The 24,029-nt window shown below is 40.2% G+C and carries 22 protein-coding genes, 2 tRNA genes and 1 pseudogene; 17 read left to right on the top strand and 8 right to left on the bottom strand.

Features of this window, described 5'->3' with window-relative positions; translation table 11 throughout:
- Positions 1-21 precede the first annotated feature (21 nt).
- Positions 22-2,169 carry a Tex family protein gene (locus tag OW157_RS01685; RefSeq protein ID WP_268751599.1) on the top strand — a complete coding sequence of 716 codons (2,148 nt, stop codon included), beginning with the start codon at positions 22-24 and terminating at the stop codon, positions 2,167-2,169.
- Positions 2,170-2,179: 10 nt separating this feature from the next.
- Positions 2,180-2,645 (top strand): annotated as a pseudogene (locus OW157_RS01680) (SprT family protein).
- A 60-nt stretch (positions 2,646-2,705) separates the two neighbouring features.
- Here OW157_RS01680 and OW157_RS01675 read toward each other — a convergent pair.
- Together OW157_RS01675 and OW157_RS01670 are read right to left on the bottom strand one after the other, a co-directional pair.
- Positions 2,706-2,790: transfer RNA gene (locus OW157_RS01675), tRNA-Leu, on the bottom strand.
- Between the two features lie 50 nt (positions 2,791-2,840).
- Positions 2,841-3,563 carry a hypothetical protein gene (locus OW157_RS01670; RefSeq protein ID WP_268751598.1) on the bottom strand — a complete coding sequence of 241 codons (723 nt, stop codon included), beginning with the start codon at positions 3,561-3,563 and terminating at the stop codon, positions 2,841-2,843.
- Positions 3,564-3,742: 179 nt separating this feature from the next.
- Between OW157_RS01670 and gloA the strand changes: the two genes are divergently transcribed.
- Both gloA and OW157_RS01660 read left to right on the top strand, forming a co-directional pair.
- A complete protein-coding gene (gene gloA / locus OW157_RS01665; RefSeq protein ID WP_268751597.1) occupies positions 3,743-4,117 on the top strand; it encodes a lactoylglutathione lyase in 375 nt (124 codons plus the stop codon).
- A gap of 288 nt (positions 4,118-4,405) precedes the next feature.
- Positions 4,406-5,698 carry an alkaline phosphatase family protein gene (locus OW157_RS01660; RefSeq protein WP_268751596.1) on the top strand — a complete coding sequence of 431 codons (1,293 nt, stop codon included), beginning with the start codon at positions 4,406-4,408 and terminating at the stop codon, positions 5,696-5,698.
- Positions 5,699-5,754: 56 nt separating this feature from the next.
- Here the strand turns inward: OW157_RS01660 and OW157_RS01655 are convergent, their stop codons facing one another.
- Positions 5,755-6,582 (bottom strand): undecaprenyl-diphosphate phosphatase, encoded by an 828-nt coding sequence (locus tag OW157_RS01655; RefSeq protein ID WP_268751595.1) that lies wholly within the window; start codon positions 6,580-6,582, stop codon positions 5,755-5,757.
- A 149-nt stretch (positions 6,583-6,731) separates the two neighbouring features.
- On the opposite strand from OW157_RS01655, the gene OW157_RS01650 reads away from it, so the two are divergent.
- Complete coding sequence (locus OW157_RS01650) at positions 6,732-7,259, top strand: PTS sugar transporter subunit IIA (RefSeq protein ID WP_268751594.1); 528 nt, start codon at positions 6,732-6,734, stop codon at positions 7,257-7,259.
- 787 nt (positions 7,260-8,046) lie between these two features.
- On the opposite strand, the gene OW157_RS01645 is transcribed toward OW157_RS01650, so the two are convergent.
- Complete coding sequence (locus OW157_RS01645; protein ID WP_268751593.1) at positions 8,047-8,679, bottom strand: flavin reductase family protein; 633 nt, start codon at positions 8,677-8,679, stop codon at positions 8,047-8,049.
- Positions 8,672-9,703 (bottom strand): lactonase family protein, encoded by a 1,032-nt coding sequence (locus OW157_RS01640; protein WP_268751592.1) that lies wholly within the window; start codon positions 9,701-9,703, stop codon positions 8,672-8,674. Before OW157_RS01640 ends, OW157_RS01645 begins: the two co-directional genes overlap by 8 nt.
- Before the next feature lie 92 nt (positions 9,704-9,795).
- On the opposite strand from OW157_RS01640, the gene OW157_RS01635 reads away from it, so the two are divergent.
- Complete coding sequence (locus tag OW157_RS01635) at positions 9,796-10,965, top strand: AI-2E family transporter (RefSeq protein ID WP_268751591.1); 1,170 nt, start codon at positions 9,796-9,798, stop codon at positions 10,963-10,965.
- A 116-nt stretch (positions 10,966-11,081) separates the two neighbouring features.
- Here the strand turns inward: OW157_RS01635 and OW157_RS01630 are convergent, their stop codons facing one another.
- Both OW157_RS01630 and OW157_RS01625 read right to left on the bottom strand, forming a co-directional pair.
- On the bottom strand, positions 11,082-11,756 hold the full coding sequence (locus OW157_RS01630) for a type 1 glutamine amidotransferase (protein WP_268751590.1): 675 nt from the start codon (positions 11,754-11,756) through the stop codon (positions 11,082-11,084).
- Positions 11,756-13,117, bottom strand: coding sequence for a Mur ligase family protein (locus tag OW157_RS01625; protein ID WP_268751589.1), 1,362 nt, complete (start codon positions 13,115-13,117; stop codon positions 11,756-11,758). Before OW157_RS01625 ends, OW157_RS01630 begins: the two co-directional genes overlap by 1 nt.
- Positions 13,118-13,318: 201 nt before the next feature.
- Here OW157_RS01625 and OW157_RS01620 point away from each other — a divergent pair, with 201 nt between their 5' ends.
- The 7 genes from OW157_RS01620 to OW157_RS01590 all read left to right on the top strand — a co-directional run bounded on the left by OW157_RS01620 (position 13,319) and on the right by OW157_RS01590 (position 19,140).
- Positions 13,319-13,921, top strand: coding sequence for a thymidine kinase (locus OW157_RS01620; RefSeq protein ID WP_268751588.1), 603 nt, complete (start codon positions 13,319-13,321; stop codon positions 13,919-13,921).
- A gap of 26 nt (positions 13,922-13,947) precedes the next feature.
- On the top strand, positions 13,948-15,027 hold the full coding sequence (gene prfA, locus OW157_RS01615; protein WP_417882745.1) for a peptide chain release factor 1: 1,080 nt from the start codon (positions 13,948-13,950) through the stop codon (positions 15,025-15,027).
- Complete coding sequence (gene prmC / locus OW157_RS01610; protein ID WP_268751586.1) at positions 15,011-15,877, top strand: peptide chain release factor N(5)-glutamine methyltransferase; 867 nt, start codon at positions 15,011-15,013, stop codon at positions 15,875-15,877. The genes prfA and prmC overlap by 17 nt, the downstream gene beginning before the upstream one ends.
- Position 15,878: 1 nt before the next feature.
- Complete coding sequence (locus OW157_RS01605) at positions 15,879-16,895, top strand: L-threonylcarbamoyladenylate synthase (protein ID WP_268751585.1); 1,017 nt, start codon at positions 15,879-15,881, stop codon at positions 16,893-16,895.
- A gap of 88 nt (positions 16,896-16,983) precedes the next feature.
- Positions 16,984-17,619 (top strand): uracil phosphoribosyltransferase, encoded by a 636-nt coding sequence (gene upp, locus OW157_RS01600; protein ID WP_268751584.1) that lies wholly within the window; start codon positions 16,984-16,986, stop codon positions 17,617-17,619.
- 21 nt (positions 17,620-17,640) lie between these two features.
- A complete protein-coding gene (gene murA / locus OW157_RS01595) occupies positions 17,641-18,945 on the top strand; it encodes a UDP-N-acetylglucosamine 1-carboxyvinyltransferase (RefSeq protein WP_268751583.1) in 1,305 nt (434 codons plus the stop codon).
- 15 nt (positions 18,946-18,960) lie between these two features.
- On the top strand, positions 18,961-19,140 hold the full coding sequence (locus OW157_RS01590; protein ID WP_268751582.1) for a DNA-directed RNA polymerase subunit beta: 180 nt from the start codon (positions 18,961-18,963) through the stop codon (positions 19,138-19,140).
- A 468-nt stretch (positions 19,141-19,608) separates the two neighbouring features.
- Here the strand turns inward: OW157_RS01590 and OW157_RS01585 are convergent.
- Positions 19,609-19,680 (bottom strand) — tRNA-Arg (locus tag OW157_RS01585).
- Positions 19,681-19,834: 154 nt separating this feature from the next.
- Here OW157_RS01585 and clpP point away from each other — a divergent pair.
- The 4 genes from clpP to OW157_RS01565 all read left to right on the top strand — a co-directional run bounded on the left by clpP (position 19,835) and on the right by OW157_RS01565 (position 24,028).
- The gene (gene clpP / locus OW157_RS01580; protein ID WP_268751581.1) at positions 19,835-20,431 is read left to right on the top strand and encodes an ATP-dependent Clp endopeptidase proteolytic subunit ClpP; all 597 of its coding nucleotides are present in this window, start codon (positions 19,835-19,837) and stop codon (positions 20,429-20,431) included.
- Between the two features lie 233 nt (positions 20,432-20,664).
- Complete coding sequence (locus OW157_RS01575; protein WP_268751580.1) at positions 20,665-21,702, top strand: sugar-binding transcriptional regulator; 1,038 nt, start codon at positions 20,665-20,667, stop codon at positions 21,700-21,702.
- A 35-nt stretch (positions 21,703-21,737) separates the two neighbouring features.
- Positions 21,738-22,745 (top strand): type I glyceraldehyde-3-phosphate dehydrogenase, encoded by a 1,008-nt coding sequence (gene gap / locus OW157_RS01570; RefSeq protein WP_268751579.1) that lies wholly within the window; start codon positions 21,738-21,740, stop codon positions 22,743-22,745.
- A 92-nt stretch (positions 22,746-22,837) separates the two neighbouring features.
- Positions 22,838-24,028, top strand: coding sequence for a phosphoglycerate kinase (locus OW157_RS01565; protein ID WP_268751578.1), 1,191 nt, complete (start codon positions 22,838-22,840; stop codon positions 24,026-24,028).
- The last annotated feature ends 1 nt before the right edge of the window (position 24,029 follow it).

Genomic DNA, 24,029 nt, shown 5'->3' with positions numbered 1-24,029 from the left:
ACGTAGAGAGGATGAAATGTCGTGGATAAGACTTACCGTCAACAAGTAGTGAAACAACTCAATTATAGTGAAAAGCAAATCAACCAAGTATTAGACTTATTGGCAGAGGGTAATACGGTTCCTTTTATCGCGCGTTACCGTAAAGAAATGACCGGATCTCTAGACGAATTACAGATTCGCGAAATCGCTTCATCTTATGATTACACGAAGAATTTAGGAGATCGTAAAGAGACGGTCCTAAAGGCTATTGCGGACCAGGATAAGTTGACCCCAGAATTAAAAACGGCCATTGAAGAAGCGACGCTTTTACAAAGGGTTGAAGACCTTTATGCTCCTTATAAACAAAAACGGCAAACTAAAGCTAGTATAGCCAAGGAACAAGGTATAGAACCCCTAGCCCGCTGGCTATTTACTAGTCCTAAAACGGGTAATGTTGCTAATCAAGCGCAAGCATATATTAATGAAGATCTACCAGATATCCAAAGTGTTTTGGATGGTGCGCATGAAATTATGTGTGAGTGGATCAGTGAGGATGCGAATGTCAAATCCTGGCTACGCAACTATGTCTTTAACCAAGCCTTGATTGTGACCAAGAAGAGTAAGCGAGCAGAAGATCCCAAAGCAGTCTATGGCATTTATTATGATTTTTCTGCTAAATTTAAAGATTTAAAGCCCTACCAAGTTTTGGCGATTAACCGCGGTAAAAAAGAAAAAGTTTTGACAGTAAAGCTTGATATTGATGATTTTCCTATCGTTAATCGTTTAGTTAACCGTTATGTTAAGGGACATCCTGTTTCTATCAAACAAATGCAAGCTGCTATACAAGATGCAGTGGAACGTTTCCTGCTACCACAAAGCCAACGTGATCTTCATAAGCAAGTGACAGCTCAAGCTGAAGACCATGCCATTGAAATCTTTGCTAATAATTTGTGGCATCTCTTAATGCAGTCACCATTAAAAGGCAAAACGGTTTTGGGCTTGGATCCGGCTTTTCGAACAGGTTGTAAGTTGGCGGTCTTAGATGAAACTGGACGGGTCTTAACTAAGACGGTCATTTATCCTCATCAACCCATTAATAAAGTCGACCAAGCTAAACAAACGGTACTTCAATTGGTCAAAGATTATGGCGTTGATATGGTTGCCATTGGTAATGGAACGGCCAGCCGTGAGTCGGAAGCCTTTATTGCGGAATTAATTAGTGAGAATGATTTGGCTCTCTACTACAGTATTGTTAATGAATCAGGGGCTTCAGTCTATTCAGCCTCTGATATTGCCCGTGAAGAGTTTCCTGATTATAATGTTGAAGAACGGTCAGCAGTTTCTATCGGTCGACGTCTGCAAGATCCACTCGCTGAGCTGGTTAAGATTGACCCCCAAGCTATTGGGGTGGGTCAGTATCAACATGATGTCAGTCAAAAACAATTAGCTGAACGTTTAGACTTTACTGTAGAAACAGTGGTTAACCGAGTGGGGGTGGATGTCAATACGGCTTCTGTGCCCTTGCTAGAGCATGTGGCAGGTTTAACAAAAACAGTAGCCAAAAATATTGTTAACTTCCGTAATGATAAGGGTCAATTTACCAACCGTAAACAATTACAAGCAGTCAAGCAAATGGGGCCGAAGACATTTGAACAAGCAGCTGGTTTCTTACGTGTGCTAGGTGGGGATACGATTTACGATCAAACAGGAATTCACCCGGAAAATTATAATTTGGTCGACCAAATACTCAATGATTTAGCTATTGATCCTAATAATTTTACTGATCCAACTATTAAGGAAATACTTACCAACTTAGATATTAAATCTGCTGCTGCATCTTATGGAATCGGTGAAGAAAGCTTGACTGATATTATTGACGCTTTACTGCAACCCGGTCGTGATCCACGTGATGAGGTTGCTGCACCTTTATTACGACAAGATGTTTTAGCAATTTCAGATTTGACTGTTGGCATGGCCTTACAGGGAACTGTTCGTAATGTGGTTGATTTTGGCGCTTTTGTTGATATAGGTGTCAAAGAAGATGGTTTAGTGCACATTTCTAAGCTGAGTGAAAAATTTGTCAAAAACCCGCTTGATGTGGTGTCTGTGGGCGATATTGTTGATGTCTGGGTGAGTGAAGTGGATATGGATAGGGGCCGAATTGGTTTGTCCATGATTCCACTTGACTAAGGTTGAGCCAATGACTGATGCCCAATTACAAGACTTGGTTGAACAGATATCCTTAGAATACTTTCATCGTCCCTTTAGTCACCAAGCGCGGTGGAATGGCCGTTTGCGAACTAGTGGCGGTCGCTATCATTTACAGAGCCACGATTTGGATTTTAACCCTAAAATCTTAAGGGATTATGGACAAACAGAACTCCTAGGGATTATCAAACATGAACTTTGCCATTACCACTTACATCTTTTGGGACGTGGTTACCAACATAAGGACCAAGATTTTAAAAATTGGCTTAAAGCAGTGGGAGGGGCACGCTATGCCCCTCATTATTGCTAATAAAGGTAAAATCCATACTTATATTTGCCAAGATTGCGGGCATGTCTACCATCGCAAGCGGCGAATAGATACCAAGCGTTTTGTTTGTGGTCGTTGCCAAGGTCGCTTGAACTATCAGGGGACAGAAATTATAACTCTTAAAAAATAATAAATTCCATACAAAAAAGAGGCTAGGACTTTTTGTCCTAACCTCTTTTGCTATAGCTTATGCGGCTAACAGGAGTCGAACCTGCACGAGAGTTACTCTCACTACCCCCTCAAGGTAGCGCGTCTGCCTATTCCGCCATAGCCGCGTATTGCATCCGAAATATTATATTACATAATAAATAGGTCGATGTCAATACTAAAAGATTAAATTGATGAGAATAATCTCTGTGACTAAATAAACAATGAATACGACGAGGATCCAATAAAAAATTGGCAATTTAACTTGGTCTTGGTAGAGCAATAGGGTCATCACTGTTGTCATCAATAAAATACCGATTTGGAGTAACAATAAGAAAATGACTACTATGAAGAAAACATAGGGTGCTAGTAAACTCATTATTAGCGCTAAGGCACTTAAGAAAACCAGTAATACATTATGAGAATAAAACTCGCTCAACCACAGGGTCAAATCAGTTTCTTCTTGGAAGAGCTTATTTTTTATGACATAAATAAAAGCGGGAAGAAGCCATAAAGAAATAAGCAAGAAAAAGAAAACTTGGATGGCAAACAACCAAGCAATAAAACGAAAAGAAAGACCAGGTAGGATTGAGATATTGGCAAACCACTGATAGGTGGAAATGAAATGATTGCTCGTGGCCGTGATGCTAATACTATTAAAGATACTAATCAAAAGTAAAGTCCATAGCCCATAGTAGGGATGAGGGGAACTTGCCTTATGGTCAGAAAAGGGGGCTTTTAATCCGGTCATCAGATAGTGCCAATAGTTGGCTAGAGAGCCTTTACGATAGTTATTTTTTTGACTTTTGCGGCTATTTTCATTAATAGTGATGTTATCATGATTGGCATTTTGCTTGGGCCGCTTTTTGATCCAAGTAAACCAATTTTTGGATTTTCTCATAGTTGTCGCTCCTTATGGTTAAGTTGATTAAAGCACCCCTAAGCATATAAAAAAATGCCAATAATTTCAAGCCTCTTTCAAAGAGTTAGGTTGAATTTAAGCCTTATTACTGGATAAGTCATTATAAATTTGTGATAATGGATTAAGAGTATTGTATAGCATTCAAAGGAGGAATTATTGTGAGAGTAGACCATGTTTGTGTTCGTGTAGAAGATTTAGAGGCTTCAATTAAGTTTTATGAAGAAGCTTTCAATTATGAAGTTGTAAAAAAACGTGATTTCCCCGAAAATGAATTTACTTTAGTTTATATGGCCTTACCAAGTGGCGGCGTGCAATTAGAATTAACTTATAACTATGACCACGGCCCTTATGAAATTGGTGATGGCTATGGTCACATCGCTATTGCCACTGATGACTTAGAAGGTTTACACCAAGCCCAAGTGGATAAAGGCTTAAATGTCACTGAATTAAAAGGCTTACCTGGTGAAGATCCAAGTTATTACTTCGCGGTCGACCCAGATGGCTATAAAATTGAAGTCATTCGCGAAAAATAACTTGCTAGACGGAGTAAGACATGCTAATATAGTTTCATGCGATGAGGCGACATGATACCGAATGTAAGGTATCAGTCTAATAGAGACACCAGGTATTCAATTACCAACACAGGAAGTGGGTGTTGGTCAGTGGTTGATGTGAACAACTGCTGGCCCTAGTCTAAAATCAGGTCAGGTGATGAGTCACCTGACCTTTTTTGATAAATTGGTAAATTTACAATTCCTTAATCCTTATTTTACAATTGTAGCGTATAATGAAATTAGAACTAAATGTAAAGAGGGGACTTTATGACCAATAATAAACTCATCGTGATTAGTTTAGATGCTTTTGGATCGGCTGATTTAGATTATGCCCTAAGTTTGCCCAATTTCAAGCGTTTCAGACAATCGGCAGCCTTGGTAAAGTCAGTTGAAACGGTTTATCCATCACTAACTTACATGTGCCATACTTCTATTGCGACAGGAAATTATCCCAACAAGCATGGAGTGATTAATAACACACATTTACAAAGTCATCGCGAATCGCCCGACTGGTATTGGTATAGCAAAGAAATAAAAACAGCTAGCATGTTTGATGTGGCCAAGGATAATGGGTTGTCAACGGCAGCGATTTTATGGCCAGTCACTGGTCGTAGCCCATCAATCGATTATAATATTGCCGAAATTTTTGCTAACCGTAAATGGCAATCGCAAAGTTTGGTGTCCTTATATGCGTCTTCTTCCAAGTATCTTTTAGAGAAAAATCAAAAGTTTAAACATTTACGCCAAGGCATTAAACAGCCTGAACTAGATCATTTCGTTACTGCAGTGACAGTGGATACCATTAAAAAAGAACAACCCGATCTTCTAGCGGTGCATTTGGTGGACTTAGATTCTACCCGTCATGATAATGGTGTCCAAAGCGAGGAAGCCAAGGCAGCGATTCGTCGTATGGATAGCCATCTAGGAGAAATCTTCCAAGCCATAGAGGAAACACCATCCTATCGCGATTGTCATATGGTGCTTTTAGGAGACCATTACCAAATTGATACTCATACGGTAGTACGACCAAATCATCTTTTAAGAGATGCCGGTTATTTGACTGTTAATAAAAAGCAAGAAATTGCAGATTATCAAGTCTATCTCAAGGCAGCAGATGGGTCTGCTTATATTTATAGCAAGGATCCAGATTTTACCATTGATCAATTACAAGCCATTTTAGCTCCTATTCAATCGACTATTGAGCGGATTTATGACCATAACCAAGCCCAAGCTATGGGTGCGGATGACCAATGTTTCGCTATTCTAGAAGCCAAGGCAGGTTATTACTTTGACTCTAGTATCCAACGACCTATTTTGGAAGATACCAACAAAACAATTCCTGGAGTTAAACTCTTACGCGGTAGTCATGGTTATAGTCCCCAAAAAGCGGATTATACAACCATGATGATGGTTGCTGGTCCAAAAATTGACCAGGAGGTTGAATTAATTGAAGCTCGTTTGGTAGATGAAGGCCCAACTTTCTTAGCCCTATTGAATTTAGCCTTTCCTCAACCAACAGATGGTCGTGTCTTGACCGAATTGTTCAAAAGCAAGGGATAAATTTAAAAGGCTGGAACCAATCGCTTGAGTTCCAGCCTAAATTTATGTCTGATATTTTATGCAAATAATCCAAAATACATAATAACAATAATTCCTAGAGCAATCCGATACCACCCGAAAACCTTGAAATCGTTACGTTGAATGTAGCGAAGTAAGAATTTGATCGTAATCACCGAAACGATGAAAGCCACTACCATGCCAACTAGGAGAAAACCTAATTCTGAAGCTGTAAAGACAAAGCCATCTAAGAGTGCTTTGACCACCTTTAATCCAGAAGCTCCAAACATGATTGGGATGGACATGAAGAATGAAAAGTCAGCAGCCACAGGACGTGAAGTCCCCAAAATAGTCGCCCCTAAAATAGATGAGCCTGACCGAGACGTTCCTGGTACCAATGAAAGGGTTTGGAAAAGACCAATTTGAAAGGCTTTCTTGTAAGTTAATTCACCCATAGATTGAGTGGAAGGGCGGCGGCCTTCATTATGGTTTTCGACGACAATAAAGGCAATCCCATAAATAATTAAGGCTAAGGCCACGACAAACCAGTTCATCAGATGGGCTTCCATCCAATCATCTAGTAAAAATCCGAAGAAGGCGGCGGGTACACAACCGATAGCTACTTTGAACCAAGTATCCCAAGTACCACGTTTTTCGCGGTCGGTTTTATTCGGACTAAAGGGATTTAAACGGTCAAAGTAGATCCAAACGACGGCCATAATGGCGCCTAGTTGGATAACGACGAGAAAAATATCCCAGAATTCCTGCCGTAAATTAAATTGCATAAACGCCTCAACTAAAATCATATGTCCAGTTGAAGAAATCGGTAGCCACTCGGTGATTCCCTCGACAATACCGATAAAAATAATTTTTAAAAGTTCTATCATGATAATAATCCTTTCTTGCGTTAAAGCTAATGTATAGTATAGCTTAAATTTTAATGAAGGGAAATATTTTTAAGACAAAATTAAAGATGTTTATTTTTACCTAGGCGCAAACTGTGTTAGAATAGTGGCATAATAAGGATGGTGAAATAATGTTTGATTTCTTAAAACGCAAAAAGAATGATAATGACAAAAAAGAACTTGAAACTGTCAGCCAAGATATTTTTGCTGTTGCTGATGGTGACTTTGTTGCTATTGATGCCATTGACGACCCTGTTTTTTCTCAAAAAATGATGGGTGATGGTTATGGGATTACACCAGACAATGGTGAAATTTATGCTCCAGTTAAAGGGACTGTCATGAGTATTTTCCAAACAAAACATGCTGTATATATTAAAACTGATTCTGATTTAGAAGTTTTAGTACATATGGGTATTGATACCGTTGAACTAGAAGGTGGCCCTTTTACTATTGCTGTTGAAGAAGGGCAAAAAGTGGATAAAGGCAGTAAAATTGCTGATGTTGACTTAGCTGCTTTAGAATCAGCGGGTAAGGAAAATACCATGGTTGTTATTTTCACTAACATGAATGAAGTCGTTGATTTTGAAATCACAGGTCAAGGCCATGTATCAGCAGGAGATGTTCTCGGTCAAGTTTCCGCCAGCCAAGAACAAGCTTAGTTTTTAAAAATTAACTTGAATAGCAAAAGAAAAGATCAGAGTTTGGGCTCTGATCTTTTTTAAAATATTATGAATTTGGCAGGAAATACGTAATATTGTTAATTGAAATAGTTCTCTGATGGCCGTATGCCATCTTTCGAGTTTTAGTCCAAGGTTTTTGTTCTTAACAACTTTTGTCGCACCCTTTTAGTCGAGTTCTGAAAAGCAGGACTGACATGCGTTTCCCAAAAGTCTTTGATAGCTAGTCGCTATCTTCAGGCTTTTGGTCCAACGATTCCGTCCTACCGCTTTTCATCACATCCTGTTTAGTCGAGTTCTGAAATGCAGCTCCTTCGACTGTTTCCTAAAGAGGTTTGGATAAGTTTCTCTTATCCGTCACTCTTTAGTCCAACAGCTCGGAGCTCCCGCATTTCATCGCATCCTTTTAGTCGAGTTCTGAAAAACAGCCCCATCAGTATTTTCTGCAAATGAGTCAGTATTCTGCGAATACTTCCCATTTTCAGATAAATCCTTTGGGGCTAACCGTTTTTCATCTCATCCTTTAGTCGAGCTCGCAATCGCAGGGACGGCGTCCATTTCTGAATGAGCCAGTAAAATGGCTTTCACCATTTTTTGTCTCCTTCCGATATGGTCCGCCCCTTAACGCGATTGACTCACATCCTTCTAGTCGAGCTCGCAAAAGCAAGAGCTTCGAATATTTGTCCAATAGGCTAATAGATTTAAGTTCATATCTTTTGCCTATTGGCTCAAATCTCTCGCTCTTACCGCTTTTGCTCACATCCTTTTTTTATTCAGGACGTTTGAGGGTGAATGGTGGGGTGATGTTACTGTATAAGTTGCCTGCTAAACGTCCCACTGGGCTATAGTTATCATAATTAATATAGCCAGTTTCAGGATTGTAAATTTTGTCGGATAAATGGATAGCTAGGACTTCTAATAAGAAGAGATCGCCAATTAAGTTACCTTTATAATCTTCCATGGGGTGGTGTTGGTAGAGTCTACATTCCATACGAAGCGGCGATAAATCAATACCTGGGACACTGATATAATCACTTGTGATAGTGTCTGCATTGATTAAGGTTAACTCGGATTCATCAGGGTCAAGCGAGCTGGAGCTAGTATTCATCGCCTCAATGGCTTTCTCATCAACGACATGGATGACGGCTTCTTTGCGTTGGATAATATTGCGACTGGTATCCTTTCTCTGTCCTCGGGAGTTGGGTAATACAGATAGGGACAGGAGCGGTAGTTCTTTGGCAGCAACCGAAGTAAAGGAGAAGGGGGCTAAATTTAGCACGTCTCCTGTTTGGTTGAGACTAGAAACCCAAGCGATTGGTCTAGGAGCCAAGGCACCTGTTAAGATTTTATGTCGTTCCTTACTAGAGAGATCTTGACTCCGATATTGGTGCCATTTAGTCATGAGCACTTACCACACAAACAATTTCATCGATGGGGTAGTCCTTTTGACTTAAAGTGAGTTCACCGTTATCTTTATTCCGCTTAAATACCGTAATTTTAGGATCTTTTTGATGACCTACAACTAGGTAGTTTTCATCTGCGGTGAAGTTGAAGTCGCGTGGGAAGTCACCTTGGCTAGCGTAGGTAGCGATATAGGTTAATTCTTCGCCGTTTTCACTGATTTTGTAAGCAGTGATCGAATTATGACCGCGATTGGAGACATACAAGAATTGACCATCTTGACTGATACGAATGGCAGAGGAAGAATTGAAGTCATTCCAGTCATCAGGCATGCTGTGATAACGTTCAATAAAAGTTAATTTGCCATTGTCTTCCATGCTTAAAACGTCGATTGTATAAGACAGTTCACCAATCAGATAAGCGATTTTTTTGCTAGGATGGAATGCTAGGTGGCGAGGACCAGTTCCAGGTTCAGCAGTGTAAACGGAAACTTCCTGTAAGTGTTTGTCTTCATTTAGTTGGTAGGTATGAACTTGGTCAGTACCCAAATCACATGAATAGATAAAATTACTGTTTTCTGGTCGGTTGAGAAAATGCGCATGGGCTTTTTCTTGGTTGGGATGTGGTCCTGAGCCTTGATGGCTAATAGTATCAGCGAGCGTCATTTTTCCTTGGTCATCTAGGCTAACCACAGCTAAAGCACCATGGTGGTAGTCAGCCAGGTAAAGGACTTGTTTTTCTTCGTCAAGACTAATATAGCAAGCGTTGCCTGGGAAGACATCCACATGATCAATTAATTTTGCCTGGTCATTGGTAATTTCATAGTGGTTGACACCAGGTTGGTCTTTCAATTCCGTTAAGGTATAAAGATGTTTATTGTCTTTGGACAAGGCAATATAGGTAGGATTGGCTTCAGTCACCAGGAGCTTATCCTTGATCAATTTTCCTTGTTCAGGGTCAAAGGTGACTTGGTGAATCCCTTGGTTGGTGTTACGGGTATAACCGCTTAAATAAATCGTTTGCAAAAAATCTTCCTTTCTATGCTTATCTTAACTTAATTATACTAAATTTATAGTGATTAAACAGTAATATGCTAAAATAACAATGAGGTGATTTTATGCGAACAACAGATAAAAAGAAAGACACCATAAAAAATTCCTGGTTTTACCAACTGTTTGTCGATAATAAATATATTTCTGTTCTCATCGTCTTGATATTATTGGCTATTTTAATTTTATCGTTACAACAAATCGCCCCAATATTTGCACCTGTGGGCCAATTTATTCAAATTATTTCACTGCCGATTGTTTTCGCAGCGGTGTTTTATTATTTAACAGTACCTCTAGTTGAGTTATTAGAGCGTAGGGGAGTCAAGCGTGCTTATGGGGCATGGCTGATTCTGATTTTAATTGCTTTACTTATTTTCTTGTTAGGTTTGTTAATTCCAAGCTTGATTGATCAAGGGAATGACTTGGTACGTGATTGGCAAGGAATCTGGACCTCTTACCAAGCGGTGGTAGACGATTATCTTCCTAATGAATGGACTAATGAACTTCAAGCTTATATCAATCATTTTATTCAAGACAATACCCAGTTATCTAATCTTGATTGGCAGGATCTTTTGAACCGAGCAGCTGATTCTATTGGTAGTTTCGTGGGCACAGTATCAAGGATTGTAATTGCCATCGCCACCGCACCAATTATCCTCTATTATATGCTCAAGGACGCAGACAAATTACCCGGCTTAATAGCAAAAAATCTTCCAGTGAAGATTCGAGGTAAAACTCTTAGTTTACTAAAAGAAATGAACCAACAAATCAGTCAGTATATTCGTGGACAAATTTTAGTCGCCATTGCGGTTGCCATTATGTTTGTTATTGGTTATCAGATTATTGGCTTGCAATATGGTGCTATTATCGGGGTAGCCGCTGGATTTCTGAATATTATTCCTTATGTTGGGTCATTTTTAGCCATGATACCGGCCTTTATTATTGCGATTGTAATTGGACCTGGCATGATTATTAAAGTTGCCATCGTCTTTGCTATTGAGCAAACGATTGAGAGTCGGGTCATTTCGCCATTAATATTGGGAAACAACCTACAAATTCATCCAATCACGATTATGTTGCTCTTGATTGCTGGTGGGAATATGTTTGGAGTCTTAGGTGTGATTATTATTATTCCCGTCTATGCCGTACTCAAGGTAGTTGTTACCCATTTCTTTACTTGGTATCGTCGTGTTTCTGGACTCTACGAAGATGACGAATTAAAAGATAATATCGTTTAGCATTAATTTATTGAGTGAGAATTGCCAATTAGAATATTATTGTCATAAAAAAGGACGATCACATCAAATTAAGAGTGATCGTCCTTTTGTGATTAATAGTTTTTAACAGTTATTACTTAGGAATTACTTGCTTGGCGTTTGTTCGACCGGTCAATGGCTAAATCAACTAATTGTTGGCCGAAGTGACGATTACGGACTAGAACTGGCCCGTGCAGATAAGTGCCAAAGGTATTTTTATACATGACACCTTCTGTTTTATCTTCACCATTATTGCCCTGGCCTTGGTTGACCATCCCTAGAGGCTGGGTATTTTCTCCTAAAAAGGTACGGCCATTATGGTTTTCATAACCAAAATATTTTTGATCAAAACGGTCATTATAGAGTTCAATATCGCCAATAAAACGTGAATTAACTTGATTTAAGGTATAGTGGTCAAGGGCAGCAATCCCTTCTAAACGATGGCCAGCTGCATTGATATAATATTCACCTAGCAGCTGGAAGCCCCCACAAACCCCTAAAATAACACCATAATCTTCAATATAACGTGTTAAACTCTGTTTTTTACTTTGTAGGTCTTGGGCCACTAATTTTTGTTCGTAGTCTTGACCGCCACCAAATAAAACAAAGTCATAAATTTTGGGGTCAAAGTCATTTCCAATGGATACTAAATCTGTTTGTGTTTGGTATCCCGCGTCTTTGGCGAGATGTTGGAACATCAACAAGTTCCCATTATCGCCATAGGTATTCATTAAGTTGCCGTATAAGTGGGCGATTCGTAGCGTTTTTTTCATTAGTGCATTCTTTCCTTTACATAGCCTTGATTGGCCAATTCTTTACGTAAGTCTAACATGGCAGTATAGGTGGTTAAGAGGTAAACTTTTTCATTTTTTGCTTCTTTAACTGCTTGGATGGCGCCTTTAGAATCAGCGACACGTTCCAGTTGCTGGTTATTAAAACCAGCGACCTCTAAACGGGTGGCCAAGTCTTCCACACGAGACCCGCCAATATAGCCTTCAGTGATATTATTTAATTGCGCTAATTCTTCAAAATTACCATCCCAAATCCAAGAAATATCTTGACCATCAGCGGGCTGGTCGTTGAGTAGGGTGATTAGAGTGAAGGGTTCCTTCTCTAAGGCCACCAAGTCAACAACTTGGTTGAGACCTACTGGGTTTTTAATGAGATTAATTCTTAAATCATGACCTTCCACAGCTAAGGCCTCTTGGCGACCAAACATCCGTTGGGAATTCTTTAAGGCATTTTGAATTTGTGCTTGGCTCACTCCAAGGTAACGGCCAATACTATAAGCAGCTAAAGCGTTATAAACATTGTACATACCAGCAACCCCGATTTCATAAGGGTAGCCATCCATAGAGAACCGGGCAGATTCAGGGGTTAATTCGATAATATTATCGACCCCATAAGAAAGTTTAGGACGGGAGAAGCCACAGTTAGGACAATAGAAGTCCCCCAGGTTGGCATAGGTGATGGCATGGTAGTGAAGCACCTGTTCACATTGAGGGCAGATAATGCCATCTGTATTATTGTCTGCTAAAAGATCAGCTGACTTATCGTCATTGTAGAAACCAAAATATTGACGAGGATTCACAGTGTCTCGGGAAGAAAAAATTGGGGCATCTCCATTCATCAATAGGGTCGTATCTGGGCTTTGAGCAGCTCCTTGGAGAATATAGTCATAAGTGGTATAGATTTCCCCATAGCGGTCCATTTGATCGCGGAAAATATTGGTGGTCAAAATCAGCAAGGGTTTGATATGCTTAGTGACATGACGCAGGCTGGCTTCATCAACTTCCAAAACGGCAATTTTTTTGCCGGTCGCTTTTTTGGCCGCCTTAGAGTCAGCTATAAAACTGCTAATGACGCCTTGAAGCATATTAGAGCCTGAATCATTAGTCATGACATGGTCAAAGGCTTCTCTTAAAATATTTACCGTTAGAGCTGTAGTCACGGATTTCCCATTGGTTCCGGTAATAATAATGACTTGGTATTCAGCTCCTAAATGGGCGAGAATGTCTGGATCAATGGAGGCAGCGAGTTTGCCAGGTAAACTGGTTCCGCCTGAAGTAAAACGTTTCAATAATAGTTGACTGTTACGGCCAATTGCACTTGCAAATTGGGTTTTAAATGCCATGGAGATTCCTCTTTCTATAAACGCGTTAAACTATTCTTCATTATAATAGCATAAATGCAAAAATCACGTTAGTTTGCTTATCAATTATAAAAAATTTAATAATTTTTGTAAATGGATGAGCCATGATTGACTAAGACCTAATTTAACCGTAAAATATATAATCGGTACAGACTTTTAGTATGATAGAAATAGGAGACGACCATGGCACAATTATTTTTTCGATATGGGGCAATGAATAGTGGTAAATCCTTTGAAATTATTAAGGTAGCCCATAACTATGAAGAACAAAATAAACAGGTAATGGTATTAACTTCCGCTACCGATAACCGTGATGGCGTTGGTAAGGTGAGTAGTCGAGTAGGAGAAAACCGCCAAGCCACGGCAGTTTTTGCGGAAACAAATATTTATGATTTAGTTAAGCAAGCTAGCCAAGAAAAGCGTCTCTATTGCGTTTTAATTGATGAAGCCCAATTCTTAAGTAGAACACATATTTATCAATTGGCTGCCATTGTAGATGATTTGAACATTCCTGTCATGGCCTTTGGTTTGAAGAATGACTTTCAAAATAATTTGTTTGAAGGCTCACAATACTTGCTCCTATTAGCTGATAAGATTGAAGAAGTAAAAACGATTTGCTGGTTCTGTGAGAAGAAAGCCATTATGAATTTACGTATTCATGAGGGACGGCCAGTTTATGATGGTGACCAAGTGCAAATTGGTGGCAATGAGTCTTATTTCCCTGTTTGCCGTAAACATTACCACCACCCGCCATTAAAAGATGGCAAATTATATATTGAGAGATAAGTAAGAGAAAAGAGTGATAAGTGATGATTTTTGATCAAGCCGATACTTTTATCGCCCGTTACGACGAATTAGCAGAACTCATGTCCGATCCTGAGGTCATTAATGATAATCGCCGTTTTCGTGAATTATCAAAGGAAGAAGCTGACTTACGTCCCAAAGTCCAAGCCTTTAAAAAATATCAAAATGTCGTTTCTGATATTGAAGGCACGGAGGAAGTTTTAAGTGATAGTTCTGATCCAGACATGCAAGAAATGGCCAAAGAAGAACTAAAGGCGTTGAAAGAAGAGCAAGCAGAATTAGAAGAAGAAATTAAGGTATTAATGATTCCTAAAGACCCTAATGATGATAAGAATATTATTATGGAAATTAGGGGAGCCGCAGGGGGCGATGAAGCCCAATTATTCGCTGGTGACCTCTATAATATGTATTCTCGATATGCTGAAAGCCAAGGCTGGTCAGTAGAAGTCGTTGAATCATCAAGCAACGATATTGGGGGTTTCAAGGAAATTATTTTACAAATTTCTGGGGAAAATGTTTATTCTAAACTTAAATTTGAATCTGGTGCTCACCGTGTCCAACGTGTTCCTGAAACAGAATCGCAGGGACGGGTTCACACCTCAACGGCAACAGTGGGTGTAATGCCAGAATTGGAAGACTTGGACTTCGAAATTGATGAAAATGATATTCGTGTAGATATTTACCATGCGTCTGGTGCAGGTGGACAGCACGTCAACAAGACTGCCTCTGCCGTGCGGATGACCCATGAGCCCACTGGTGTTGTTGTTGCCATGCAAGACCAACGTTCCCAACAACAAAACCGTGAAAAAGCGATGATGATTTTACGGTCTAGGGTGTATGAGAAGTTACAATCAGAACAACAAAGTGAATATGATAGTAAACGGAAAAATTTGGTTGGAACTGGTGACCGTTCAGAACGAATTCGTACCTATAATTACCCACAAAACCGGGTCACTGACCACCGCATCAATTTGACCATTCAAAAACTTGACCGGATCGTTGCCGGTGAATTGGATGAAGTAATCGATGCGCTATTGTTGGCTGACCAAGCCGATAGATTAGAGGAACTCAATGAAAGCTCCTTCTAGTATTAGCTACCAGGAAGCTCTAAATAGGGCTTCTTCTTTTTTGCATAAACATAATAAAGACCAGAGTATAGGCAAATGGTTGATGTGGGACTTATATGACTTAGACTTAACCCAATGGCTAAGAGTTAAAAATACCCCCATGCCTGATAATGATTTAAAAAATTATCAAGCAGCTATCAGGCGTGTGGCCTTAGAAGACTATCCTTGGCAATACATATCCGGTCGTGCTTGGTTTTATGGCTTAGCTCTCCAAGTCAGTCCCAACACCTTGATTCCTCGTCAAGAAACCGAAGACTTAGTGACTTTAGCGCTTGAATTTCTTGAACAATCAGTCCACAAAAAAGTCTTAGATATTGGGACAGGGACAGGAGCCATTGCCTTAGCGATTAAATCACAGATGCCAAAAGCAGAAGTAGTGGCTTCGGATATTTCAGCTGAGGCCTTAGCAGTGGCTAAAGAGAATGCCAAATCCTTAGACTTAGCAGTTGATTTTGTCTTAGGTGATAGTCTTGAGCCTATTGGCGACCAAAGCTTTGATTTAATTGTCAGCAACCCCCCTTATATTGGCTCAGCTGAAACTGCTGAAATGGGAAGTGATGTCTTGAAATATGAACCGCATTTGGCCCTTTTTGCTGACAACCAGGGTTATGGTTTTTATGACCACTTGTTGGCTGACTTAGGCCGACATCTAAATCCTGGCGGCTTATTTATTGGTGAAATGGGTTACCAACAAGCGCAAAACTTAGAAGCCAGTTTTTTTAAGGCATACCCTGATCATCACGTTTACACGTGCAAAGATTACACCGGTCACAAGCGCTTTATCCTGATGCAAGACAAAGGAGGCCATTAAAATGACAGAATTATTTACAGCAGAAACAATTGACCAAGCAGCCGACCGTTTGCAAAATGGCGAGCTCATTGCCTTTCCTACTGAGACCGTTTTTGGTTTAGGAGCAGTAGCTGAAAACGAAGCGGCTGTGGCTAAAGTTTTTCAGGTCAAGGGACGCCCCAGTGATAATCCATTGATTGTTCATATTGGTCAAGCTGAAGATATTTTCAACTATGCCATTCCAAATGAGGAAAGCGAGGCGCTGATAAAAAAATTAAGCAATGCTTTCTGGCCAGGACCTTTGACCATGGTTATTCCTATAACAGAAGGAACCTTTCCGAAAAACGTGACTGGAGGACTAAACTCAGTAGGCATTCGTTTTCCTGATAATGAGGATACCCAAGCTTTGATTCGTGCCGTGGGGAAACCTTTAGTCGGACCCTCTGCCAACCTGTCAGGGAAACCAAGTCCGACCACTGTTGACCATGTCTTCCATGATTTTTCCGGAAAGATTGCCGGTATTTTGGCTAGTCAACCCAGTCGTATTGGGGTAGAATCTACGGTCTTAGATGTCACTAATCCCAATCAGGTACAGATTCTCCGTCCTGGTTATATCACTGAAGAGATGTTAAAAGCAGCTATACCAGACTTAAGCGTTTCTACGGTGTCTTTAACGGATTTGGAGAGTGCGGACCGACCCAAGTCTCCAGGGATGAAATACCGGCATTATAGTCCGCGCCAAGAAGTGATTGCGGTGGCACCCAATCAACTCACTGACTATGTACTCACCCACAAAGAGCATAAGCAGCTTGGTGTGATGGCGCCAAAAAATTATTTACAAGCCATGGGCTCAGGAATTGCTAGCTACGAGATTGAAGATTCAGTCGAGGATGCTATGCACAATCTTTATGCAGGCTTACGCTATTTTGATGACCAAGAAGCAATCGACGAAATTGTAGTGATTATTTATCCTGACATTGAAGGCAATAAGGCTTACCGTAACCGGTTGACAAAGGCAGCTAGTCAAGTGATCGAATAAGAGGTATTTCTTATCCTAAAAACAAGTAAGTCATGTTATTATAATAGAAGACAATAAACTAGCGTTTTAATATAGAAGGAGTTTTCATATGAGTAATTTACATATTATTGACCATCCCTTAGTGCAACATAAAATGGCCATGTTGCGGGACAAAGATTTAGGCACCAAAGATTTTCGTGATCTTGTCAATGAAATTACGATGTTTCTTGGCTATGAAGTCACTCGTGACCTTCCCCAAGAAGAAGTTGAAATTGAAACCCCATTAATGAAAACCACGCAAAAAGTGATTGCCGGTAAAAAATTAGCGATTGCACCCATCTTACGGGCTGGCTTAGGAATGGTTGATGGTATGTTAATGCTAATGCCTGCGGCCAAAGTAGGGCATATTGGTATGTACCGTGACCACGAAAGTTTGGAACCGCAAGAATACTTCTTCAAAATGCCAAATGACATTTCTGAACGTCAAGTGATTGTTGTTGACCCTATGTTAGCCACTGGTGGTTCAGCGATGATGGCCTTCGATTCTCTAGTAAAACGGGGAGTGGATCCTAAACAAATTAAATTTGTTTGTCTAGTGTCATGTCCTGAAGGCGTTAAAGCCTTGCAAGAAAACTATCCTGATATTGAAATTTATACCGCCGCTCTTGATGAAAAACTCAACGAAGATGCTTATATCCTACCTGGTTTAGGTGACGCCGGCGACCGTCTCTTTGGAACCCTATAATTGATTGAGGTGAATGATACAATGACTGATACCATGGTAATTAAAGGTGGCAACCGTTTGCAAGGTACTGTGACCATCGATGGGGCTAAAAATGCTGTATTACCAATACTGGCCGCAACCTTATTGACCAGCCAGGGGGTGTGTAAGGTAACTAATGCGCCCTTATTGTCAGATGTCTACACTATGAATGACGTCTTACGGCATTTTAATGCCGATGTCGATTTTGCGGAAGACAAAAACGAGATTACCATTAATGCAGCCAAGGAATTATCAACAGAAGCCCCTTTTGGATTGGTCAGTAAAATGCGTGCCTCAGTGGTTGTCATGGGTCCTTTACTTGCTCGCTTTGGCCATGTCAAGGTAGCCATGCCTGGTGGTTGTGCCATTGGATCGCGTCCTATTGACTTGCACATCAAAGGTTTTGAAGCCCTTGGTGCGAAAGTAGTATCTACAGCAGGTTATGTTGAAGCCACTGCAGATAAATTGCAGGGGGCAAACATCTATTTAGACTTCCCTAGTGTGGGAGCTACTCAGAATATTATGATGGCTGCTGTCCTAGCTGAAGGCACCACGATTATAGAAAATGTGGCCCGCGAACCAGAAATTGTTGACCTAGCCAACTTCCTTAACCGAATGGGCGCCAAGGTCCAAGGCGCCGGTACTGATACCATTAAGATAAAAGGGGTCCAAGAATTGACAGCAACTGAACACTATGTCATTCCTGACCGAATTGAAGCGGGAACCTTTATGGTAGCCGCCGCAGTCACTCAAGGAGATGTCCACATCGTTGATGCCCTCGCTGAACACAATTTACCACTGATTTCTAAGTTAAAGGAAATGGGTGTTCACTTTACCGAAGAAAAAGACGGTATTCGTGTCCAAGGCCCGAAACAACTACAAGCGACTAATGTGCGAACCTTGCCTTATCCAGGTTTCCCAACAGATATGCAAGCCCAATTTACTATAGCGCAAATTTTAGCGGATGGAACATCTGAAATGGAAGAAACGGTTTTTGAAAATCGCTTCATGCACTTGGAAGAAATGCGGCGGATGAACGCTAAGTTTGCTGTAGCCGCTGATACCGCGACCATTATTGGACCCGCTCAACTCCAAGGTGCTAACGTGCAAGGAACTGATTTACGAGCAGCCGCTGCATTGATTATCGCAGGTTTAGTAGCGGATGGTATTACTAAAGTGACCCGTCTAGAATACTTAGACCGGGGTTACCATGATTTTGAACATAAATTAGTACAACTAGGGGCCAAGGTGAAACGTATGCCGGTTGACGAGCAAAGCGACGACCAATTAGCGGCTTTATTTAACTAGGAGGCGGTATTGCTAATGAAAGAAAAAGTAATCCATTTGGTTAAAAAACATTGGCTGGCTGTGTACGCCATTTTAGCTCTGCTTTGCCTATTCTTGGGTTTATTTATTGGTTACGGGGTTTCTAGTGACAACTTCTTTCTTAATATTTTAAACCCCCAGAAATGGTGGCATATATTCAGTTTTATTAATGCTTAATTATAAAAAAAGAGAGCCCAAGTGGACTCTCTTTTTTGTATATAACTATATAAAAAGTTCCGCCAAACTTTACGGTATACAGAGAAAACTTGGCGGAATTTAAGAACATTTGCTTCACGCTTAAATGCTATTATATCAACGTTTATATAGCAATTTGAAGCCTAATAAATAGCTCAAATACGCTCGCAAGGTGTCCATAGTAATCAGACTCTCTAAAAAATTTTACAGATTAACGAAAGTAACATTCTAAATAGTGTTAAACATCTGAATGAAACAAAAAAGCTATTAGCCTGATAGCTAATAGCCGATAATGATATTCATTTCCTTTAGAACGGGAACACTTAAATGTGTTTAGAAACGTGTTTAGATGTGTTTAGATTTTGAATAATTCAATAGAATTCAAAAAGTTGTAAAACCTTATTATATCAACGTTTATATAGCTGTTTGAAGCCTATTAAATAGCTCAAATACGCTCGGAGGGAATCGAACCCCCATTATGAGAACCGGAATCTCATGTGATATCCATTACACTACGAGCGCAATTAACTCAATGAAACTATTATAGCTAATATATAGAATAAATGCAAGAGCTATTTCTGAAGAAATCGATAAAATTAAGGAAGGGCAATCAATTGACCATATTTGACCATTATGCTAAGATGAGCATATAAGAATAAAAGGAGGCAACTGAATAATGAATTTAGTACCAACAGTTATTGAACAATCTGCACGCGGCGAACGTGCCTATGATATTTACTCTCGTTTATTAAAAGATCGTATTATTATGATGAGTGGACAAGTAGAAGATAATATGGCCAACTCAATTATTGCCCAATTATTATTCCTAGATGCTCAAGACCCAGAAAAAGATATCTATATCTATGTGAACTCACCAGGTGGTTCTGTGACTGCCGGGATGGCCATCTATGATACCATGAATTTTGTTAAGGCCGATGTGGTGACTATCGTAACTGGTTTAGCCGCTTCAATGGGATCAATCATTTCTACTGCTGGAACCAAGGGCAAACGGTATGCCTTACCGAACTCTGAACTATTAATTCACCAACCCCTAGGCGGTGCCCAAGGTCAAGCCACTGAAATTGAAATTGCAGCGCGTCATATTCTTAAGACTAAAGAAAAATTAAATCATATCCTGTCAGAAAAAACGGGTCAACCACTTGAAGTGATCGAAAAAGATACTGACCGTGATAACTATATGACTGCTCAAGAAGCCAAAGAATATGGTCTAATTGACCACATCATGGAATCCAGTAACGAATTAAACCAATAATTTGAACATCTAGCCCCATAAGTAAGTGGGGCTTTTTTATTAGCTGTGATTATTTTAATCAGTATTGATGATTGCCTTGTCTAAATTAGTAGTTTTGACTTGCGGTCAGAAATGGAAATTGCTATACTAATTGGTGTAAGGAATTTGACTGCTTGGCCAGTTTAAATTTTTTTTACACCAAGGTGGTCAAAAAATGATCACCTGGACAAAAAGCGTCCAGACAGGAGGTTATCATGGAAGATGTCATAGAACAAATGATTGAAATCGTTCCTGAACTCCTTCCAGTGTACCTGCGACGTATTGATATTTTACATATGATTTATCGAGAAGGGCCAATTGGTCGCAAACAACTCGCTGAACGTTTGCAGATGACAGAGCGTCCCTTGCGGACGGAGACTGAATTTCTCAAACAGCAACAGTTTATTGTGACTAGTGCAAAAGGTATGATGGTCACTGGTAAAGGTGAACAAGCGCTGATTAATGCGCAAAATATTTGGCGCCACCAGTCATCCGTACATGTGCAAGAAAAACTTCTCAAACAAACACTGGATATTCGCCAGGTTAAGATTGTTTCTGGAGATGCGGATAGCGATCGCCTTCAGAATTATGAGTTAGGCTTACAAGTTTCTCAATATTTGAACAAGAAACTTGACCGTGGCCACCACACCCTAGCAATAACTGGGGGAACCACTATGTTAGATATTGCCAAGAATATGCAAGAATCTTTAGCTAACGGACGTGATTTTACCGTGGTAGCTGCTAGAGGCGGTTTGGGCGACCAACTTGCTGCCCAAGCCAATACTATCTCAGATATCTTAGCCCAACGTTTACATGGAAGGAATATGGTGCTTTATACACCAGAGAAACTCAGCCAAGAGACCTATCGTTTATTGCTGATGGAACCTTCCATCCAGCAGACCCTACAAGAACTCAAAAGGGCTAACATTTTACTCTTTAGTGTAGGAGATGCTAAAATAATGGCAGAGCGTCGAGAAGTCGACCTCGATGAAGCCGAACTAATCGCTAAGGCAGGAGCAGTTGGAGAAGCATTTGGTTGTTTCTTCGATGCAGATGGTAAGATTGTTTACCGGATGCCACGGATTGGTTTTCAAATTGAAGACCTTGCTTCTGTCGCCCATCCTATTTTGGTGGCGGGCGGCTCATCAAAGGCAAAGGCTATAGCAGCTTTTGCTAAACTCGCACCCAAACAGTTAGTGTTAATCACTGACCATGGTGCTGCAAATCAGGTTTTAAATGGGGAAACCCATTAAAATAATAATTTATATTCCATAAGGAGGAATTTTAAATGGCAGTAAAAGTAGCAATTAATGGATTTGGACGTATTGGACGTCTAGCATTACGTCGTATTTTAGAAACAGAATCAGACTTAGAGGTAGTTGCAGTTAACGACTTAACCGACAACGAAAACCTTGCTTACCTATTAAAATATGACACTGCTCATGGCCGTTTCCCATATTCAGTTGAATTAACTGACAACGGTTTCCTAGTAGATGGCAAAGAAATTAAATCTTATGAAGAAAAAGACGCCAACGACCTTCCTTGGGGTGACCTTGGAATTGATATCGTACTTGAATGTACTGGTTTCTACACTTCAGCAGAAAAATCTCAAGCCCACATTAATGCAGGTGCTAAACGCGTATTAATTTCTGCTCCTGCCAAAGATGCTGAAACTAAGATGATCGTTTACGGTGTTAACGAAGACACTATTTCTTCTGACGACACAATCATCTCTGCAGCTTCTTGTACAACAAACTCTTTAGCACCAGTTGTTAAAGTATTACAAGACAACTACGGCATTAAAACTGGTAACATGGTAACAGTTCATGCTTACACTGCTACTCAACCAACTCAAGACTCTCCTAACGCTAAATCTTACCGTTCAGGACGTGCTGCAGCGCAAAACATTATCCCTGCTTCAACAGGTGCTGCTAAAGCTATTGGCCGTGTAATTCCAGAAGTTAACGGTTTATTAGATGGTTCTGCATTACGTGTGCCAACAGTTACTGGTTCTCACACTATTATGTACTCTCTATTAAACAAAAACGTTTCAGTTGAAGAAATCAACGAAGCAATGAAAGCTGCTTCAACCGATTCATTCGCTTACAACGAAGACGAAATCGTTTCTTCTGACATCATCGGATTCCACGCTGGATCAATCTTTGATGCTACATTAACTGAAATCCAAGAAGCAGAAGATGGTTCACAATTAGTGAAAACTGTTGCTTGGTATGATAACGAAGCTGGTTTCGTTTCAAACATGGTTCGTTTATTAGAAAAATTCGCTACGTTATAAGATGAAAATAGGCATATCGCCTAGCTTTTCATGACAGCGGGAAGCTTCGCGCTTCTCGCTTATTTTTTTAAGAGATAAAGGAGATGACAAGAATGGCTAAAAAAACTGTTGAAGATATCCAGTTAAAAGATAAGAAAGTTTTAATGCGTGCTGACTTCAACGTCCCATTGAAAGATGGTCAAATCAGTGACGACAACCGGATTGTTCAAGCTTTGCCTACTATTAAATACATCTTGGAACAAGGTGGAAAATTAATCCTCTTCTCTCACCTTGGTAAGGTAAAAGAAGAAGCTGACAAGGAGAAATTGAGCCTACGTCCAGTTGCCCAACGCTTAAGCGAACTATTGGACCAAGATGTTCAATTTGTTCCGACAACTAGAGGAAAAGAACTGGAAGAAGCTATTGATCAATTAGATGCGGGACAAGCTTTGCTCTTTGAAAACACACGTTTCGAAGATTTAGATGGTAAGAAAGAAAGTAAAAATGACCCAGAACTTGGTAAATACTGGGCATCATTAGGTGATGTATTTGTTAATGATGCTTTCGGTACCGCTCACCGTTCACATGCTTCTAACGTTGGTATTTCAGCTAACCTTGAAGCCGTTGCTGGTTACCTAATGGAAAAAGAACTTAAATTCTTAGGGGAAGCAGTAAATGATCCTGAACGGCCATTTGTCGCTATCTTAGGTGGTGCTAAGGTTTCTGATAAAATTAATGTTATCAAGTCACTCTTATCTAAGGCTGATAAAGTCTTGATCGGTGGCGGTATGGCTTACACCTTCTACAAGGCTAAAGGCTATGAAGTCGGTAAATCATTATTAGAAGAAGAACGTGTACCATTAGCCAAAGAACTCATGGAAGAAGCTGGTGACAAACTTGTTTTACCAGTGGATAATGTGGTTGCAGATGACTTCTCAAATGATGCCAATACCCAAGTCGTTTCTGCTGATGCTATCCCTGCGGACTGGGAAGGCTTAGACTGTGGACCAGCTACTGTTGAAAAATACAAAGAAGAACTTGCTGGTGCCAAAACAGTGGTTTGGAATGGCCCAATGGGTGTCTTCGAAATGGAAAGCTTTGCTAAGGGAACAATTGGTGTTTGTCAAGCCATCGCTGACTTAGATGATGCCAAAACGATTATCGGTGGTGGAGATTCTGCTGCAGCTGCCCAAAGCCTAGGTTATGCTGATAAGTTTTCTCACATTTCTACTGGTGGGGGCGCTTCATTAGAATTCTTAGAAGGAAATGAACTTCCTGCAGTAGCTGCCTTAGATGACAAATAAT

The organism is Aerococcus kribbianus, assembly GCF_026805545.1.
GTDB lineage: Bacteria > Bacillota > Bacilli > Lactobacillales > Aerococcaceae > Aerococcus > Aerococcus kribbianus.
The sequence above is the reverse complement of the archived record's forward strand: the minus strand, read 5'-3'. Positions and strand labels throughout refer to the sequence as shown.

What these genes read in the sequence shown, in the direction of transcription:
- OW157_RS01660 (WP_268751596.1), top strand. Translation starts at nt 4,406, where the DNA reads ATGACCAATAATAAACTCATCGTGATTAGTTTAGATGCTTTTGGATCG.
- OW157_RS01565 (WP_268751578.1), top strand. Translation starts at nt 22,838, where the DNA reads ATGGCTAAAAAAACTGTTGAAGATATCCAGTTAAAAGATAAGAAAGTT.
- OW157_RS01635 (WP_268751591.1), top strand. Translation starts at nt 9,796, where the DNA reads ATGCGAACAACAGATAAAAAGAAAGACACCATAAAAAATTCCTGGTTT.
- murA (WP_268751583.1), top strand. Translation starts at nt 17,641, where the DNA reads ATGACTGATACCATGGTAATTAAAGGTGGCAACCGTTTGCAAGGTACT.
- prmC (WP_268751586.1), top strand. Translation starts at nt 15,011, where the DNA reads ATGAAAGCTCCTTCTAGTATTAGCTACCAGGAAGCTCTAAATAGGGCT.
- upp (WP_268751584.1), top strand. Translation starts at nt 16,984, where the DNA reads ATGAGTAATTTACATATTATTGACCATCCCTTAGTGCAACATAAAATG.
- OW157_RS01605 (WP_268751585.1), top strand. Translation starts at nt 15,879, where the DNA reads ATGACAGAATTATTTACAGCAGAAACAATTGACCAAGCAGCCGACCGT.
- OW157_RS01630 (WP_268751590.1), bottom strand. Translation starts at nt 11,756, where the DNA reads ATGAAAAAAACGCTACGAATCGCCCACTTATACGGCAACTTAATGAAT.
- gap (WP_268751579.1), top strand. Translation starts at nt 21,738, where the DNA reads ATGGCAGTAAAAGTAGCAATTAATGGATTTGGACGTATTGGACGTCTA.
- OW157_RS01650 (WP_268751594.1), top strand. Translation starts at nt 6,732, where the DNA reads ATGTTTGATTTCTTAAAACGCAAAAAGAATGATAATGACAAAAAAGAA.
- OW157_RS01670 (WP_268751598.1), bottom strand. Translation starts at nt 3,563, where the DNA reads ATGAGAAAATCCAAAAATTGGTTTACTTGGATCAAAAAGCGGCCCAAG.
- OW157_RS01620 (WP_268751588.1), top strand. Translation starts at nt 13,319, where the DNA reads ATGGCACAATTATTTTTTCGATATGGGGCAATGAATAGTGGTAAATCC.
- OW157_RS01575 (WP_268751580.1), top strand. Translation starts at nt 20,665, where the DNA reads ATGGAAGATGTCATAGAACAAATGATTGAAATCGTTCCTGAACTCCTT.
- OW157_RS01645 (WP_268751593.1), bottom strand. Translation starts at nt 8,679, where the DNA reads ATGACTAAATGGCACCAATATCGGAGTCAAGATCTCTCTAGTAAGGAA.
- OW157_RS01625 (WP_268751589.1), bottom strand. Translation starts at nt 13,117, where the DNA reads ATGGCATTTAAAACCCAATTTGCAAGTGCAATTGGCCGTAACAGTCAA.
- OW157_RS01590 (WP_268751582.1), top strand. Translation starts at nt 18,961, where the DNA reads ATGAAAGAAAAAGTAATCCATTTGGTTAAAAAACATTGGCTGGCTGTG.
- clpP (WP_268751581.1), top strand. Translation starts at nt 19,835, where the DNA reads ATGAATTTAGTACCAACAGTTATTGAACAATCTGCACGCGGCGAACGT.
- OW157_RS01655 (WP_268751595.1), bottom strand. Translation starts at nt 6,582, where the DNA reads ATGATAGAACTTTTAAAAATTATTTTTATCGGTATTGTCGAGGGAATC.